This window comes from Bacteroides sp. B1-V-101 (assembly GCF_023656585.1).
Classification (GTDB): domain Bacteria; phylum Bacteroidota; class Bacteroidia; order Bacteroidales; family Bacteroidaceae; genus Bacteroides; species Bacteroides thetaiotaomicron.
Genome location: NZ_JAMOKH010000006.1, coordinates 175,991 through 192,531, shown reverse-complemented (window position 1 = coordinate 192,531; position 16,541 = coordinate 175,991). Strand labels below are relative to the sequence as shown.

The following is a 16,541-nucleotide window of genomic DNA, read 5'->3' as shown; positions in this document are numbered from 1 at the left end:
GTTTTTATTTATTAGTTGGTTCCGCTTCTTTGGTTACCCCCAGTGGAATCTGGCTCTGCTGACCTTCTTGCGGAAGTTTCAGCGTATAAAGAGATGCTTCCATCTGGCGAACCAGATTGCGTTTCATTTTATCGGGTGAATATACAAATATTTCTGCTGTAATAATACGTTGGTTCTTCTGATCCAGACGAGTATGGGAAACGAACGGCCCACCCATGAAGTCACCCTTCATGCGCCACAATCCACGAGCTTCCATCGTGTAGTCATTGTGCACGTTGATCGGACGAACATCGGTCAGTAACGAGTCTGTCGACATATATACGCCTTCTTTATATCCGGGGATATTGGCTTTCATCACGGAATCGCGCTTATGAACAAAGTATTCTTTGGTGAATGTATCCTTGTCAGTATAAGGATAAGAATACATCACGAAATTGCGATCCGCGCTGCCTGTATTGGTAGATGCCCAGAAGAAGTCCTCTCCTGTCTTGGAGTTATTCAGTTCGGAAGGTATCCAGATATCGCAGCCAAACAGACTATCTACCTTATTTGAGATAAAGTTGTTGTGCTTTTCCTCCAGCAAAGTAATCTGACGGTTCATTTCAGCGCGAGTGAAGAAGTCGATAATCGTCTGCTTGTTTTCTTCCACAAACTTCTCAAACACTTCTTCGTTCGGAGCCTGAATGGTCAGTATCATCTGTGGAGAAGCATAAACGTCTTTCGCATACTTGAAAGTACCTTTGGTATAAATATCTTTTATATCTACTATCACAATATTACGGATCAACTTCAGCGTAGAATCATAGTCCTTCGGTGAAGTATACATAATCCGGAAAGAAGGTTCCGACTGGGGCAGTCCCGGCATGTCAGAATCAAGCACATCATGCAAGGCCCTTCCGGCGGCACGGTCCCACACTCCCGCATCTACTACAACCAGCAGTTCATACGGACGACCACTAGAGGTATGATTCCCCTTTAATCCACAAGAAGCAACTACGAAGGCTACCAGAGCCATGCTTAAATAAAAAAAGTACTTTTTCATGATGTTCGATTTTTATATTAACTTTTATTATTTTCCTCCTGTTTCGCAGTCGACAGCATACCGCATGCCGCAAAAATATCCTCTCCCCGCGAAGCACGAATGGTAGTGAAAAGCCCGTGCGTGGTCAGATAGTCACGGAAACGGGTCATCGTATCCATATCGGCTCCTTCAAGGGCTACTCCCGGAATAGAATGGAAACGGATCAGGTTAATCCGGCAATCCAGTCCGCGAAGCAGTTTGAGTAACTCCTTGGCATAAACTTGCGAATCATTAAGCCCCTTAAAAACAATATACTCAAACGAAAGTCGACGCTGTTTGCTAAAATCATAGTTTTTTAACAGTTCCACCATTTCCGTGATAGAAAAGGCTTTCTCCGCCGGCATCAGTTCCGCACGCTGGGCGGTCACCGGAGAATGCAGGCTGATGGCAAGGTGACAGTCGCTTTCTTCGATAAAGCGCCGCAATCCTTTCCGCAATCCGACAGTTGAAACGGTAATCCGCTTCGGACTCCATGCATAACCATAGGACCCAGTCAGTATGTCCAATGCCTTCAACACCTCTTCCAGATTATCGAGCGGTTCGCCCATTCCCATCATGACGACATTCGTCAGTTTGTCCCGTTCCGGCAAGGAGTGAATCTGATTGATAATCTGATGGGCGGTCAGGTTGGCAGAGTAGCCTTGTTTCCCGGTCATACAGAACTTGCAGTTCATTTTGCAGCCTACCTGCGAAGAGATGCATAAAGTCGCCCGTTCATCATCCGGAATATACACCGACTCCACAAAATGATTCTCGCCCACAGGGTACAGGTATTTCACCGTACCGTCTACAGAGCGCATTTCCTCCACCGGAGCTTCAGCTCCTACCTCATAGTTCTGCTTCAGTAACTCCCGGTATTTCAACGACAAGTTAGTCATTTCATCAATCGAAGTCACCTTCTTATCATAAAGCCAGGATGCAATCTGTTTGGCTGCAAAGCCCGGCATTCCCAGACGTTTCACCAGTGACTGCAGCTCTATAAGCGTCATTCCTAAGAGGGGATATTTAGACATCATTCTTTCTGTTCATGGTTTATATTTGCAAATGTAAGGAAATAAAGTCGATTTCCGTATAGCAAGGATGTAAAAGTTAGCAAAAAAGGTCGTTCCAAAGCATGGAACGACCTTTTGCAGTTATCGTTTTTACGACTAATCTTAGAAGAACAGGTAACGTGTATCCTTCACTTTTCCTTTCAGATACAGGTCGTTCATCAGACGGCTTGCGAAGCGTGCGTGCATGTTAGCCAATGTAGCTTCTTCATCTTTAGCGTTGAAAGTATCGCTCAGTTTGTCTTTGCCATACATCTGAAGCACAAATACACCGGCATTACCTTTGATCGGAGCGCTCAGTTTATTCATTTCAGCCACAGAAGCATAAGCACCTACCAACGGTTCGCTGCTGCGCAATGCAGAAACATAAGCGGGAGCGGCAAATGTAACCAGCTTCAAAGAATCGCTGACTGCGCCGGACATAGCCTTGTACTGGTCGAGAGAAGTTGCATTGGCAGCCTTCATATCAGCCATGATCTTTTCGGCTTTCTTATCTTTAACAATTTCAGCTCTCAACTGATCCTGTACAGCTTTCAGCGGACGATATCCTTCCGGAGTAACACCAACCAGAGCTACTGCAACCATATGGTCGCTTTCGCCACATTCATACAAACCGGAAACATCACCCGGTTTAGCGGCAAATGCCCATCTCAATGCTTCTTTAGTACCTCTTACACCACCGATAGTGTGTTCTGAGCTATACAAGTCTCTTCTGTCAAGCAGTTTGTATCCGGCTTCTTCAGCGTTGGCGATCATCTTTTCTGCAGTAGGATTGGCAGCGATGAACTGGCTGAAATCATTGTAAGCACGGTTATAAGTTTCTTTGCTGAATTCAACTTCACGTTTCACAACAGCTACTTTATATTTATCCTTCACAGCTTTCTTGTTAGTCACTTGCAGGATTACATTAGCTTGTCCCAACGGCAGGTTTACTACTTCGTTCACGCCTGTATTATTGATAGCAGAGATAAACTTCAGGTTGTCACCATCGATCTGTGCGCCTTCATACTGTGCAGAGCTCATCCAGTTAGTCTCACCCGTCTGACCGTATTTCTTAGCCAGATCTGCGAAGTTAGCACCGCCTTTGATAGCAGTATAGATACTGTCCGCCAAGGCTTTTGTCTTCAAAGCGTCTTCTGCAAACACCTGAATCTGACGGAACTCGATTGAGTCGGCAGCAGCTGTTTTTGCAACCACTTTGAATGAATTGATAGTATTGTCGGCACCATTATAGTACGGACCATAAACAGAACCAACGGATGCAGAGTCCAGACGGGCAACTACATCTGACGGGAAAGCTGTTTTATTATAGAACAAGTCTACATAAGGAGCTTCCGAGCCTACAGAACGGATAAAAGAAGTATAGTCATCTGTTGTAGTAGCCAGCTGTGCAGTAGCTTCGTCTACTTCCTGCTGGATAGCAGCTCTGTCTTCCGCACTTGCAGTCACCTGAACATCAATGTACTTGATATCACGGCTTTCCTGATATTGCTTGAACTGTTCTTTTTTCTTGTTATAAAGGTCTTTCAGTTCCGATTCTTTCACAACGATTGTAGAATCTACTATAGAAGAATAAGGAACGGCAGCCATCAACAAGTCATATTGATTCACTCTTGCGTCAAAAGCGTCCTGTGCTTCTACCGGGTTAGAGAGAAGCGCTTTTGCTACCAATGCCTGATATTTCTCTGCCAGGCGGCTCTGAACCAATGTCTTCTGGATGAATGACCAGTATTTGTACATGTTGTTGTACTGTTCTGCATACTGAGCCGGCATCTGAGATTCGTTCATTTTAGCGTAATCTACCAGGAACTTATTGAGCATATCCTTATCGAAAGCACCGGTCTGCGGGTTGCGGAAAGGAGTCTGTTGCAACAACGGATGCACGCCTGCTTTCAGGATATCCTGAATTTCAGCAGCAGAAACTGTCAGTCCCAATGCTTTTGCTTCTTTCTCAACCAGTTTGTTATTAACGTAGGAACGCCATACTTCGTCGCGCACCTGATTGGTCTGTTCGTCGTTCAGTGCAGTCACTCCACGGGAGAGTTTTATCACTTCGGTATATTCTTCTACCAGATTCTGATACTCTTGAGCGGAAAGAGCATCTCCGTTCACCTCACCTACGTCATGTGCCTGGTGCGGTTGCATCACCTTCCACGCGTCACCCGCGATGAAAGCAAACAGCGCCAAACCGATAACAATCACCAATAGAGGTCCTTTCGACCTAATGTTTTGTAATGTTGCCATTTTGATTAATACGATTTATGTTTATTATTATTTCTTTCTATTGTCATTTTAGCGCACGAAGATACAAAAAATGCTAATATGCTTCTATTTATTAGCTAAAAATTTCACGGTTATCGCCATTATTCCATGACTTTTAAGCGTACAAGTTCTATTTTTGTCGCTGTCACCTTGATTATTTTAAACTGATAACGGCCGACACGTACCAATTCGTGCAGTTTCGGGAAGCTCTGATATTGGTTCAGTATCAATCCGCCTACCGTCAGATAGTCGTCCGATTCGGGCAGATCAAGTCCGAACATTTCATTGACTTTTTCTATCTCCAGACGGGCGGACAAAACATATTCATCTTCGTCAATTTTCTTGCAGATATAGGAAGTATTGTCATGTTCATCTTCTATATCACCAAATATTTCTTCTACCAAATCTTCCAACGACACAATGCCGGATGTACCTCCAAACTCATCCACTACCACGGCAATCGTCCTCTTTTGCAACATAAACAGCTTCATCAGTTTGTGGGCAGACATCGTTTCGGGTACGATCGGCACGTCTTTCACGTTATCGCGCCAGTCTTTCGGATCACGAAACATTTCCGACGAATGGATAAAACCGACCACATTATCGATATTTCCGTCATACACGATGATCTTCGAGATCCCGGATTCTATAAAACGACTCTTGAGTTCATCCAGCGAAGTAGTAAGGTCAACCGCAACGACTTCGGTACGCGGAACGATACAGTCACGTATTTTTATGTTTGAGAAATCAAGTGCATTTTGAAAGATTTTCACTTCCGTATCCAATTCTTCTTCATTCGCAGCATTATCGATGCTACTCTGCACGAAGTAGTCCAGATCGACTTTTCCGAAAGCCTTGTCCGAAGCATCCTTATTTACCTTCATACCGAATATACGAAGAAAAAGGCAAGACAAACCGGAAGATAACTTCGAGACAGGATATAAAATGACATAACAAATAAAAAGCGGAATAGCGGCAACATTCAAGACCAGATTGGGATTGATCTTAAACAATGTTTTAGGAAGAAACTCTCCAGTCACCAAAATAATCAGAGTAGAGATGACGGTCTGCGCCAACACCATCAGAAAGTGGTTATCAATAAAACCAGCCAACAGATTATCACCGATGATCTGTGCCATCAATATACCATAGATAACCAATGCTATATTGTTTCCTACCAGCATGGTAGAGATAAATTCGTTCGAGTTCTTGAAAAAGATGGAAAGAATACGGGATGTGATTCCCCCCTTACGTTCCATTTCAAAGCGCAACTTATCTACTGAGACAAACGCGATCTCCATTCCTGAGAAGAAAGCGGAGAAAGCCATAGTGATGAGTAAAGAGATATAAATATTCATAGTTTATTTCACAGAATCTTTTTTCGTCGAATCCGGCGGCAATGCTTTTACTTCCGGTTGAGCAGTTCCCCCATTTTCGTCAACATAGAAAATGCCCTCAATATTCTGAATGACATAAACGGTCATTTGCTGATTGGAGTCAAAACCATGTCCGGTAATTACACGATCCGGCTGCTGGATACGTATAAACTTGTCGGAATAGACTTTTTGAGTTGCCTCGTTCCAATAAAGCAACTCGGTATTGAAACGCTCCCCTTTCCGGTTCTGTATATCTACATTCCCTATCAGTTTCCAGAGTTTCTGCTTATCATAATAATAAGCGGTATCTGCCTTGATGCTGGCTTCAATATTAAAGATAGAATCAAATTGTTCCAGATAAACTCCCTTTTCAAATGCCCAATAGGAAGGTTTCTTGCGGTCGTACACCGTCCATTCTTCTGTATTCACCCGATAACGTGTCACTCCCGAGTCGGATATAAGAGTAGTTACTCCCAGTGTATTCATCACCGGTAATGAATCACGTTCTGTGATGGCGTCGCCCAGCGTATTCTTCTTACCGCCGCAGGAAGAAAATGAAAGAAGCATAACAATTGCCCCGAAGGCAATTGTTATGCTTATGCTTTTATGCAACAAACGGTTACTTCGTTTTCGCAACATAAATTTTATCTAATCGTTGTAGTCTCTCCGATCCAGCCACCGATAGTGATACGGTCGCCTTGTTTGTAACCTAACATAAATAGGTCTTTAGCCTGTGGAGTATGACCGGAATATGTACCAATCAACTTGTTTGCTTCTTCAGCCACACTTGGGTCAACTGCTTTTGCACGTTGCAGTTTATCAATTACAGCGAAGTAAGTACACTTATTCAATGCAGACTCGTCACTCCAGTTAGGACTCATTGCATACAAGTTAGCAATCAGGATATAAGGAGCACCATAGTTCTCGTTGAAGCTAATTGCTTTCTGACAGTATGATCTGGCTTGAGACAATTTCTTAGCAGAAGCCAATACAGCTGCAGCAGCATATGCCTTTTCTGCTTTCTTCACGTTGTCAGTTTCCAGTTGGATTGCTTCGTCAAAGAACTTCACAGCACCATCAATATCACCTTTCTTGAATGCCTGATAAGCACATCCTGTAGCAGCTTCAGCTGTTGGCTCTATCTTATAAGCGTAGAAAGATGCTTGCAGATAAGCTTCGCTTTCTGTACATCTCATCATTTTCATGATATCGATTACTTTTTTCAGATAAGCCAAGTCTGTCTGGTTAGCTTCTACTTTCGGACCATAAATACCCTGCAGAGATTCGCAGTCAGCAGTACCACTGTTTACGAACAAAGCCACGAGGTTATCTTTGATACCCATAAAGTTTTTCTTTTTTGCTTCATTAGTTTCTGCAGCAATAGCAGCGTCAGCATATTCTGAAGCAAGCAGATAATCCTGAATAAATTGTTCTTTATGATTAGGATCAGCTTTCAGTTTATCCAATGACATCTGAAGAAAATAAAAAAGCGTAGCAGCTGCCGATTCGCCTTTCACTGCATTTACAGACTGGCTCAACCATTGATAGGCTTGGTTAGCGTCTACTTTCGGAGCCAAAGCAATATAGTCTACAGCCTTGATACCCAGCGCTTCGTCAGCAGAAGACACTTTAGTTCCTTTTGCAAGGAATTCTTCTGTGTATTTCATACGCAAATCATGCGTATTCATCAATTCATCAAAATACTTCTGATATTCAGGATTATTCTTATCCTTAATCTGAGCCATCAAGCCTTTAAGGATTTTATATCCGTCAGTAAAAGTGTAAAAACGGAGTGTGGGACAATTTTCCAACACAGCTTTCCAGGGAGTATACGCATCTTTAAAATTTCCTGCACGCACAGCCTCATGCGAAATACTACTGTTTGAGTTACAGTTAGACGCATCCTGTGCCACCACAGTGGTTGCTCCAGCCGAAAGGAACAACATAGCCACAAGCGTTTTAATTTTCATTGTATCTAAATTTTAGTTGTTTATATAATATCGTCTATTCTCTCTCTCTCACTTTTATTACTCTACCCTACGCTTGAAGAACCAACGTTCGTTGAACGTAAGCCCGATACTCACGCGGAAGATATTTTCATTCACCATGTTCGTCTCCAATCCTTTTACACGGACAAATTGTCCACTGATACTAAGTATGGAACGCGAACGGGGAACAGGCAGACCGAAACCGGCAGTTACACCATATTCACGTGAAGCCTTTTTCCCATCAATCTTATAATACGGTGTCGTATAATAAGCTCCTAAACGGTATTTTATGTGGGCGAAATAGGAACGTCCTATCAAATTAGGAATGTATTCCGCACCTACTGATATTTTTGTACGATCACAATAAGTGAAAGTTTCATTAAAGTCCTGACGTACATTCTCGTCACTTGTTACTACGCCAAAATTAGTTTTTGACCATTGCTGTAAGCTATAATCTGCACCAACTGTCAAACGCTTGTCATAGTTATATGTAAATCCGACTCCAAAGGTATTGGGTAATTCAAATGTAGCATCCAGTACATCCTTATATTCAGTTCCATAACTTGAACTAGATGCTCCCATGATTACAATTGACGTATAATCATTATTCAACTTATGTTTAGGAGAATATACAGCACCAATCGTCAAAGAACTCTTTTTATTCAAAGCCTGTGTATACTGTGCACCGAAATCCAATTTATAATCAGAAATCGAGGTTACCATTTTTCGCTGATAGGAATCATAAGAAGATGTTCCCGGATAGAACATTCCTCTTGTACGGGTTATATCTCCCCAAAAATAAGATGCATTCACACCGACAGAGAGATTCTTAAGTACTTTTACACCAGCACCAACGTACATTTGATGCAAACCACCGTCACCGGTAAAACTTCTGCTATATGCCAAACCATTGTCCGTAGTCTGACTATCAGACACCGTATACCCCACATTAGAATATGGCAACAATCCGACACTCATCGCCATCCACGGAGCCAACCGGAACTGCATAGCGAGATAATCGAAACTGGCGTTTTTGGCATTCAACTTCAGGCCACCACCACTAATATTCATATTCTGTAAACTGACACCCCCTTCGAACAGGAACGTCAACGAATCAATGGCCGTATAGGAAGCAGGATTCGTTGGATTGATCTGTGCTCCATCCCTGAGTCCGAAAGCAATTCCACCCATCGCCTTGCTATTTCCGAAACTTTGATCGGACAAGTCGCCATAGCCATATCGTGTGTAAGGAGAGTTTGTATTATTTTGAGCGATTGCCGTTCCGGTAACCATCATGAGCAAAAGCGCCCAAATCGTGTGTTTAAATCCTACCATTATTATAGTTTAAAATTCTATTTAATCCTTTCAACACTAAAAATCTATCTGCAAAGATGGCACTTTTTACGCTGCTATCAAAAGAAAAGTCATCTCCGCCCGTTAAAAAAACCAAAAGTTCAGGATATTTATGCTTCATAGCCTCAATATAACCTGAAATTTCATATTCCATTCCTTTCAGCACCCCTGCACGGATGGCAGTTTCCGTATCCCTTCCCATCGGCAGTTTGCGCCCGTTGGAGTCTATCAGCGGCAAGCGTCCGGTAAACTGGTGAAGCGCTTTATAGCGCATCTGCATGCCGGGAGAAATATTACCGCCATGATATTGTCCTTTCGAGTCAATAAACTCATAAGTGATGCAAGTGCCCGCATCAATGACCAAGATGTCATTATGAGGAAACTGCTCGTTGGCACCCACTACGGCAGCTATCCGGTCGTATCCCAATGTCTCGGGAGTTTCGTATAGATTACCTACCGGCAGCGGAGTCTCATGGTTGAGCCATAACAGAGGGAACGGCAAAGCAGCCAGTTCGGCAAGTATCCGTTCGTTCAAATCGACGACAGTAGCTACAATCCCCCGCTCAATCCGGTATTTGGAGCAAAGAGCCTCCAAGCTATCCAATGATTGATTGGATTCGGTCAACACCTCCACCATCTCACTTCCATTGAAGAGGGCAACTTTCGCTGTCGTATTTCCTATGTCGATAATTAAGTTCAATACTTTTCGTCTTTAGCGGCGCAAAGGTAAAGTAAAAAAAGAAAAGTTGAAGCATACAGGAGGAATTATCTTCTTTTTTCATTTCAAATATCGTCCCAAACGCCAAAATCGAACTATATATTTTTAAATATATAATTTATTAGTTATCCCTTATTATGGTACCGCTTTGCGTTTCATAGTTATTTTTCCTTACACAATATTTCCCTATATATCAATCAGTTACAAGAGTTTCAAAGTGTTCCGTTCAGCGTTCCACATTTTATAAGAAAAAAAGAACGCTTTTAGAGGCCCTATTTACCCTAATCAGAGCCTCTGTTTGGGTGAAACGAAGCCTCTGTTTGGGTAAAACAAAGCCTCTGTTTGGGTAAAACAAAGCCTCTGTTTGGATAAAACGAAGCCTCCGTTTCTACAATCCAACTATTCTTCGTATATTCGCCACCAAAATAATAAACGGGCATTTCTGATGAAACGGACAATTCTATATCCATTACTGACTCTTTATCTGCTTATCTTTTCAAACGGACAAGCCATAGCTTCTGACAACGACTCCATCCGCCTCAGCCTGCTGACTTGCGCCCCCGGTGAAGAAATATACTCCCTGTTCGGACATACAGCCATCCGCTACGAAGATCCGGCCAACGGAATAGATGCCGTATTCAACTATGGACTATTCAGCTTCAATACTCCCAACTTCATCCTCCGTTTTTCACTCGGTGAGACAGACTACCAGCTAGGAGCTACCGACTACGCCCGTTTCGCGGCGGAATATGCCTTCGACGGGCGCAGCGTCTGGCAACAGACACTCAACCTGAGCAAAGAAGAAAAAGCGGAACTCATCCGACTACTGCAAGAAAACTATCTTCCCGAAAACAGAGTTTACCGGTATAATTTCTTTTATGACAACTGCGCTACACGCCCGCGCGATAAAATAGAAGAAAGCATTGACGGAAAGGTAATATATCCCGCAGAGCCGCAAGACGGTTCGCTATCTTTCCGCGATATCGTACATCAATACTGCAAAGGGCATCCGTGGGCCCGCTTCGGCATCGACCTCTGCATCGGCAGCGAAGCAGACCGCCCCATCACGCAACGCCAAATGATGTTTGCCCCCTTTTACCTGATGGATGCTTTCGCAGGCGCCCAAATCGTCCATGATTCGGTTCAGCGTCCGCTCGTATCCGGCAAGGAGCTGATCGTAGACGCCCTTCCCGAGGAAGAAGAAGGCGGTTGGATGCCCACCCCGTTCCAATGTTCCCTCCTGCTTTTTATACTTACCGCTGCTGCTACTATCTACAGCATCCGCAAAAGGACAGGACTCTGGGGTGTCGACCTTATTTTATTCGGTGCCGCAGGCATCGTGGGCTGTGTGCTGGCCTTCCTCGCCCTATTCTCCGAACATCCGGCTGTCAGCTCCAATTTCTTATTGCTGGTATTCCATCCGGGACAGCTTCTGCTCCTTCCATACATCATTTATTGTGTCCGAAAAGGAAAGAAATGCTGGTATTTGACGCTGAATTTAGTCGTTTTAACACTTTTTATGGTGCTTTTTCCGCTAATTCCGCAGAGATTTGACTTAGCTGTTGTACCTTTGGCACTCTGTTTGCTGATACGTTCAGCGAGCAATTTGATATTGACCTCTAAAAAGAAATAATGAAAGGACTACTAACTTCCCTGATTACCGTACTGACCTTCACCGGGCTACAAGCTCAGTCGTTGCCTACTGCCCCTAAACTTGTGGTAGGACTCACGATTGACCAGTTGCGTACGGACTATCTGGAAGCTTTTTCGTCGCTCTACGGCGAGAGAGGCTTCAAACGCCTTTGGAAAGAGGGAAGAGTATTCCATAATGCAGAATATACATTCAGCGGTGTAGACCGTGCCTCTGCCATGGCAGCCATCTACAGCGGATCAACGCCTTCCGTCAACGGGATCATTTCCAACCGATGGATGGATGTAGCCACCCTACGCCCTGTCAACAGTACGGACGACGCGGCCTTCATGGGTTATTACACCGACCAGACCTGCGCCCCTACCAAATTATTAACCTCTACCATTGCCGACGAACTGAAAATAGCGACACAAGGCAAAGGTATCGTATACGCCATCGCCCCTTTCTGCGACGCAGCCATTTTCGCTGCCGGACATGCAGGAAACGGAGCGTTCTGGATCAATCCCACGACCGGAAAATGGAGCGGAACGACTTATTATGGCGAATTCCCCTGGTGGGCAAGCCAATATAACGACCGTCAGGCCATCGACTCCCGCATCTCCAGCGTCACATGGGAACCGGTTTTCCCACGTGGTATGTACACTTTCCTGCCAGATTGGCGGGACGTAGTGTTCAAATATAAATTTGACGACGACCGCAACAATAAGTTCCGCCGTTTCATCACCAGCCCGTTCGTCAACGATGAAGTAAATGCCCTCGCAGAAGAAGCAATCGGCAAAGGTTCGGTCGGCATGGATGACATTACTGACTTATTGGCACTTACTTATTATGCAGGCAACTATGCGCACAAGTCCGTACAAGAGTGTGCCATGGAAATACAGGACACTTATGTACGCCTCGACCGCAGCATCGCCAACCTGCTTGACCTGCTCGACAAGAAAGTAGGCTTGCAGAATGTGCTTATCTTCGTCACTTCCACCGGATATACGGACAGCGAATCGACGGATTCGGGACTGTACAAAATACCGACCGGAGAGTTTCACCTCAACCGCTGCACGGCCTTGCTGAACATGTTTCTGATGGCCACTTACGGCGAAGGAAAATATGTAGAAGCCTATCACGACCAGCAAATCTATCTGAACCACAAGTTACTGGAACAAAAGCAACTGAACCTGACAGAAGTGCAGGAAAAGTCTGCCGACTTCCTGATGCAGTTCAGCGGAGTAAATGAGGCATATTCCGCCCACCGGCTTCTCCTGGGTTCATGGACTCCGGAAATATACAGAATACGCAACGGCTATCACCGCAAGCGTTCCGGCGACCTCGTGATCGACGTATTGCCGGGATGGACTATCGTCAGCGAAAACGGCAACGAGAACAAGGTGGTACGTCATTCCTATATCCCCGCACCGCTGATCTTCATGGGTCACTCCGTGAAACCGGCCATCATTCAGACACCTGTAACAATCGACCATATTGCGCCTACACTGGCTCATTTCATGCGCATACGGGCTCCCAATGCCTCTTCTTCGGCCCCTATTACCGATCTTCGGTAAAAGATTCCTCACAAAAACCATGCGCAAAACATAAATAAATCAGCATTTTAATGTAACTTTGCGCGGATTTATAATCACTCTGCACTGCTTGGTAGCAGGTTTATGCTACTTTCCTTTCTCCGAAAGTGAAAAAGCACCGTGCAGACAATCAAGAAATAATAATAAACTAAATAATACAACATGGGATTTAATGAATTTTTAAGCTCGATTTTCGGAAACAAATCCACACGAGACATGAAAGAAATCAAACCCTGGGTAGAAAAGATCAAAGCTGCCTACCCGGAGATTGAAGCACTGGACAACGACGCCCTCCGTGCCAAAACGGAAGAACTCAAAAAATACATCCGCGAATCGGCTACTGACGAACGCGCTAAAGTGGAAGAACTCAAAGCGAGCATCGAAAGCACCGAACTGGAAGACCGCGAAGAAGTCTTTGCACAAATAGATAAGATAGAGAAAGAAATTCTCGAAAAATACGAGAAAGCACTGGAAGATGTATTGCCCGTAGCTTTCTCTATCGTCAAAGCAACTGCCAAACGATTTACGGAAAACGAAGAAATCGTAGTAACCGCGACTGAATTCGACCGCCATCTGGCTGCTACCAAAGACTTTGTACGCATTGAAGGCGACAAGGCCATCTACCAGAACCACTGGAATGCCGGTGGCAATGATACGGTATGGAACATGATTCATTACGACGTTCAGTTGTTCGGTGGTGTCGTTCTGCACAAAGGTAAGATTGCGGAAATGGCAACCGGTGAAGGTAAAACTCTCGTTGCTACCCTTCCGGTATTCCTGAATGCGCTGACCGGAAACGGTGTGCATGTAGTAACCGTGAACGACTACCTTGCCAAACGTGACTCCGAATGGATGGGCCCGCTTTATATGTTCCACGGTTTGAGCGTAGATTGCATCGACCGCCATCAGCCGAACTCCGACGCCCGTCGTCAGGCATACCTTGCCGACATCACGTTCGGTACCAACAATGAATTCGGTTTCGACTACCTGCGTGACAACATGGCTATCAGCCCGAAAGACCTTGTTCAACGCCAGCACAACTACGCTATCGTCGATGAGGTTGACTCGGTATTGATTGACGATGCCCGTACTCCGCTGATTATTTCCGGTCCGGTGCCGAAGGGCGACGACCAACTGTTCGAACAGCTCCGTCCGCTGGTAGAACGTCTGGTAGAAGCTCAAAAAGTACTGGCAACCAAATACCTTTCCGAAGCCAAACGACTGATTGCCTCCAACGACAAGAAGGAAGTGGAAGAAGGATTCCTTGCCCTTTATCGTAGCCACAAGTGTCTTCCGAAGAATAAGGCATTGATCAAGTTCCTCAGTGAACAGGGTATCAAAGCCGGCATGCTGAAGACCGAAGAAATCTACATGGAGCAGAACAACAAGCGTATGCACGAAGTGACCGAACCGTTGTACTTCGTCATCGAAGAAAAACTGAACAGCGTAGACCTCACAGATAAAGGTATCGACCTGATCACCGGTAACTCCGAAGACCCGACATTGTTCGTTCTGCCGGATATCGCCGCACAACTCTCCGAACTGGAAAATCAAAACCTGACCAACGAACAACTGCTGGAAAAGAAAGATGAGCTGCTGACTAACTACGCCATCAAATCGGAGCGCGTACACACCATCAACCAGTTGCTGAAGGCTTACACCATGTTCGAGAAAGATGACGAATATGTTGTGATCGACGGACAGGTGAAGATTGTAGACGAGCAGACCGGACGTATCATGGAAGGCCGCCGCTACTCTGACGGATTGCACCAGGCTATCGAAGCGAAAGAACGTGTGAAAGTAGAAGCCGCAACGCAGACATTCGCAACGATCACTTTGCAGAACTACTTCCGTATGTATCACAAGCTGTCCGGTATGACCGGTACTGCCGAAACGGAAGCAGGCGAACTTTGGGACATCTACAAATTGGATGTAGTCGTTATCCCGACTAACCGCCCGATCGCAAGGAAGGATATGAACGACCGCGTTTACAAAACCAAACGCGAAAAGTATAAAGCCGTTATCGAAGAAATCGAAAAACTAGTGCAGGCAGGACGTCCGGTACTGGTAGGTACGACTTCGGTAGAAATCTCCGAAATGCTGAGCAAAATGCTTACCATGCGTAAGATCGAACACAGCGTACTGAATGCGAAGTTGCACCAGAAAGAAGCTGAAATTGTAGCAAAAGCCGGTTTCAGTTGTGCAGTGACCATCGCTACCAACATGGCAGGTCGTGGTACCGACATCAAGCTGAGTCCGGAAGTAAAAGCCGCAGGCGGTTTGGCCATCATCGGTACGGAACGTCACGAATCCCGTCGTGTAGACCGCCAGTTGCGTGGTCGTGCAGGACGTCAGGGTGACCCGGGTTCTTCTGTATTCTTCGTGTCACTGGAAGATGACTTGATGCGTCTGTTCTCTTCCGACCGTATTGCCAGTGTAATGGACAAACTCGGTTTCCAGGAAGGCGAAATGATCGAGCACAAGATGATCTCCAACTCTATCGAGCGTGCACAGAAGAAGGTGGAAGAAAACAACTTCGGTATCCGTAAACGTCTGTTGGAATATGACGACGTGATGAACAAGCAACGTACCGTTGTTTATACCAAACGCCGCCACGCCCTGATGGGTGAACGTATCGGTATGGATATCGTTAATATGATCTGGGACCGTTGCGCGAATGCGATCGAGAACAATGACTACGAAGGCTGTCAGATGGAACTGCTTCAGACATTGGCAATGGAAACTCCGTTCACTGAAGAAGAATTCCGTAATGAGAAGAAGGATACGTTGGCAGAAAAGACATTCAACATTGCCATGGAAAACTTCAAACGCAAAACGGAACGCCTGGCACAAATCGCTAATCCGGTCATCAAACAGGTATACGAAAACCAGGGACATATGTACGAAAACATTCTGATCCCTATCACGGACGGAAAACGGATGTACAATATCTCTTGTAATCTGAAAGCCGCTTACGAGTCCGAATCAAAAGAGGTGGTAAAAGCATTCGAAAAGTCTATCCTGCTGCACGTTATCGACGAAGCATGGAAAGAAAACCTGCGTGAACTGGATGAGTTGAAACACTCTGTACAGAATGCAAGTTACGAACAGAAAGACCCGCTGTTGATCTACAAACTGGAATCCGTAACACTGTTTGACGCTATGGTGAACAAGATCAATAACCAGACTATCTCTATCCTGATGCGCGGACAGATCCCTGTACAGGAAGCTCCGGCAGACGAACAACAGCCACGCCGTGTAGAAGTACGCCAGGCTGCTCCCGAGCAACGTCAGGATATGAGCAAGTATCGCGAACAGAAACAAGACCTCAGTGATCCGAACCAGCAGGCTGCTGCCAGTCAGGATACTCGCGAGCAACAAAAACGCGAACCGATCCGTGCGGAAAAGACGGTAGGGCGTAATGATCCTTGTCCATGCGGAAGCGGTAAGAAATATAAAAACTGCCACGGACAGAATGCTTAACAGCAG

At 45.1% G+C, this 16,541-nt stretch carries 11 protein-coding genes; 3 read left to right on the top strand and 8 right to left on the bottom strand.

The genetic code is table 11. The annotated features are described in order from the left end of the window. Positions 1-4 precede the first annotated feature (4 nt). The 8 genes from NBH01_RS07280 to NBH01_RS07245 form a co-directional block, all read right to left on the bottom strand. Complete coding sequence (locus tag NBH01_RS07280; RefSeq protein ID WP_074856424.1) at positions 5-1,042, bottom strand: DUF4837 family protein; 1,038 nt, start codon at positions 1,040-1,042, stop codon at positions 5-7. A 17-nt stretch (positions 1,043-1,059) separates the two neighbouring features. After that, complete coding sequence (gene rlmN / locus NBH01_RS07275) at positions 1,060-2,094, bottom strand: dual-specificity RNA methyltransferase RlmN (protein WP_032813593.1); 1,035 nt, start codon at positions 2,092-2,094, stop codon at positions 1,060-1,062. Between the two features lie 141 nt (positions 2,095-2,235). Further along, positions 2,236-4,374 carry a peptidylprolyl isomerase gene (locus tag NBH01_RS07270; RefSeq protein ID WP_195380960.1) on the bottom strand — a complete coding sequence of 713 codons (2,139 nt, stop codon included), beginning with the start codon at positions 4,372-4,374 and terminating at the stop codon, positions 2,236-2,238. Between the two features lie 119 nt (positions 4,375-4,493). Further along, entirely contained in the window at positions 4,494-5,750 is a 1,257-nt protein-coding gene (locus NBH01_RS07265; RefSeq protein ID WP_008760040.1) for a hemolysin family protein, read from the bottom strand. Positions 5,751-5,753: 3 nt separating this feature from the next. Beyond that, the gene (gene lptC / locus NBH01_RS07260) at positions 5,754-6,407 is read right to left on the bottom strand and encodes an LPS export ABC transporter periplasmic protein LptC (RefSeq protein WP_008764532.1); all 654 of its coding nucleotides are present in this window, start codon (positions 6,405-6,407) and stop codon (positions 5,754-5,756) included. A 5-nt stretch (positions 6,408-6,412) separates the two neighbouring features. Further along, complete coding sequence (locus NBH01_RS07255; protein ID WP_090613393.1) at positions 6,413-7,738, bottom strand: hypothetical protein; 1,326 nt, start codon at positions 7,736-7,738, stop codon at positions 6,413-6,415. Positions 7,739-7,795: 57 nt separating this feature from the next. Then, a complete protein-coding gene (bamG, locus tag NBH01_RS07250) occupies positions 7,796-9,091 on the bottom strand; it encodes a BamG family beta-barrel-assembly machinery protein (protein WP_008760037.1) in 1,296 nt (431 codons plus the stop codon). Beyond that, positions 9,078-9,809, bottom strand: a complete 732-nt coding sequence (locus tag NBH01_RS07245; RefSeq protein WP_008760036.1) for a type III pantothenate kinase — start codon at positions 9,807-9,809, stop codon at positions 9,078-9,080. Before NBH01_RS07245 ends, bamG begins: the two co-directional genes overlap by 14 nt. A 463-nt stretch (positions 9,810-10,272) precedes the next feature. Here NBH01_RS07245 and lnb point away from each other — a divergent pair, with 463 nt between their 5' ends. The 3 genes from lnb (at position 10,273) to secA (ending at position 16,535) form a co-directional block, all read left to right on the top strand. Next, the gene (gene lnb, locus NBH01_RS07240; protein WP_055216964.1) at positions 10,273-11,460 is read left to right on the top strand and encodes a lipoprotein N-acyltransferase Lnb; all 1,188 of its coding nucleotides are present in this window, start codon (positions 10,273-10,275) and stop codon (positions 11,458-11,460) included. Further along, a complete protein-coding gene (locus tag NBH01_RS07235; RefSeq protein WP_008764529.1) occupies positions 11,460-13,034 on the top strand; it encodes an alkaline phosphatase family protein in 1,575 nt (524 codons plus the stop codon). The genes lnb and NBH01_RS07235 overlap by 1 nt, the downstream gene beginning before the upstream one ends. A 180-nt stretch (positions 13,035-13,214) precedes the next feature. Further along, entirely contained in the window at positions 13,215-16,535 is a 3,321-nt protein-coding gene (gene secA / locus NBH01_RS07230) for a preprotein translocase subunit SecA (protein ID WP_118337121.1), read from the top strand. Positions 16,536-16,541 lie beyond the last annotated feature (6 nt).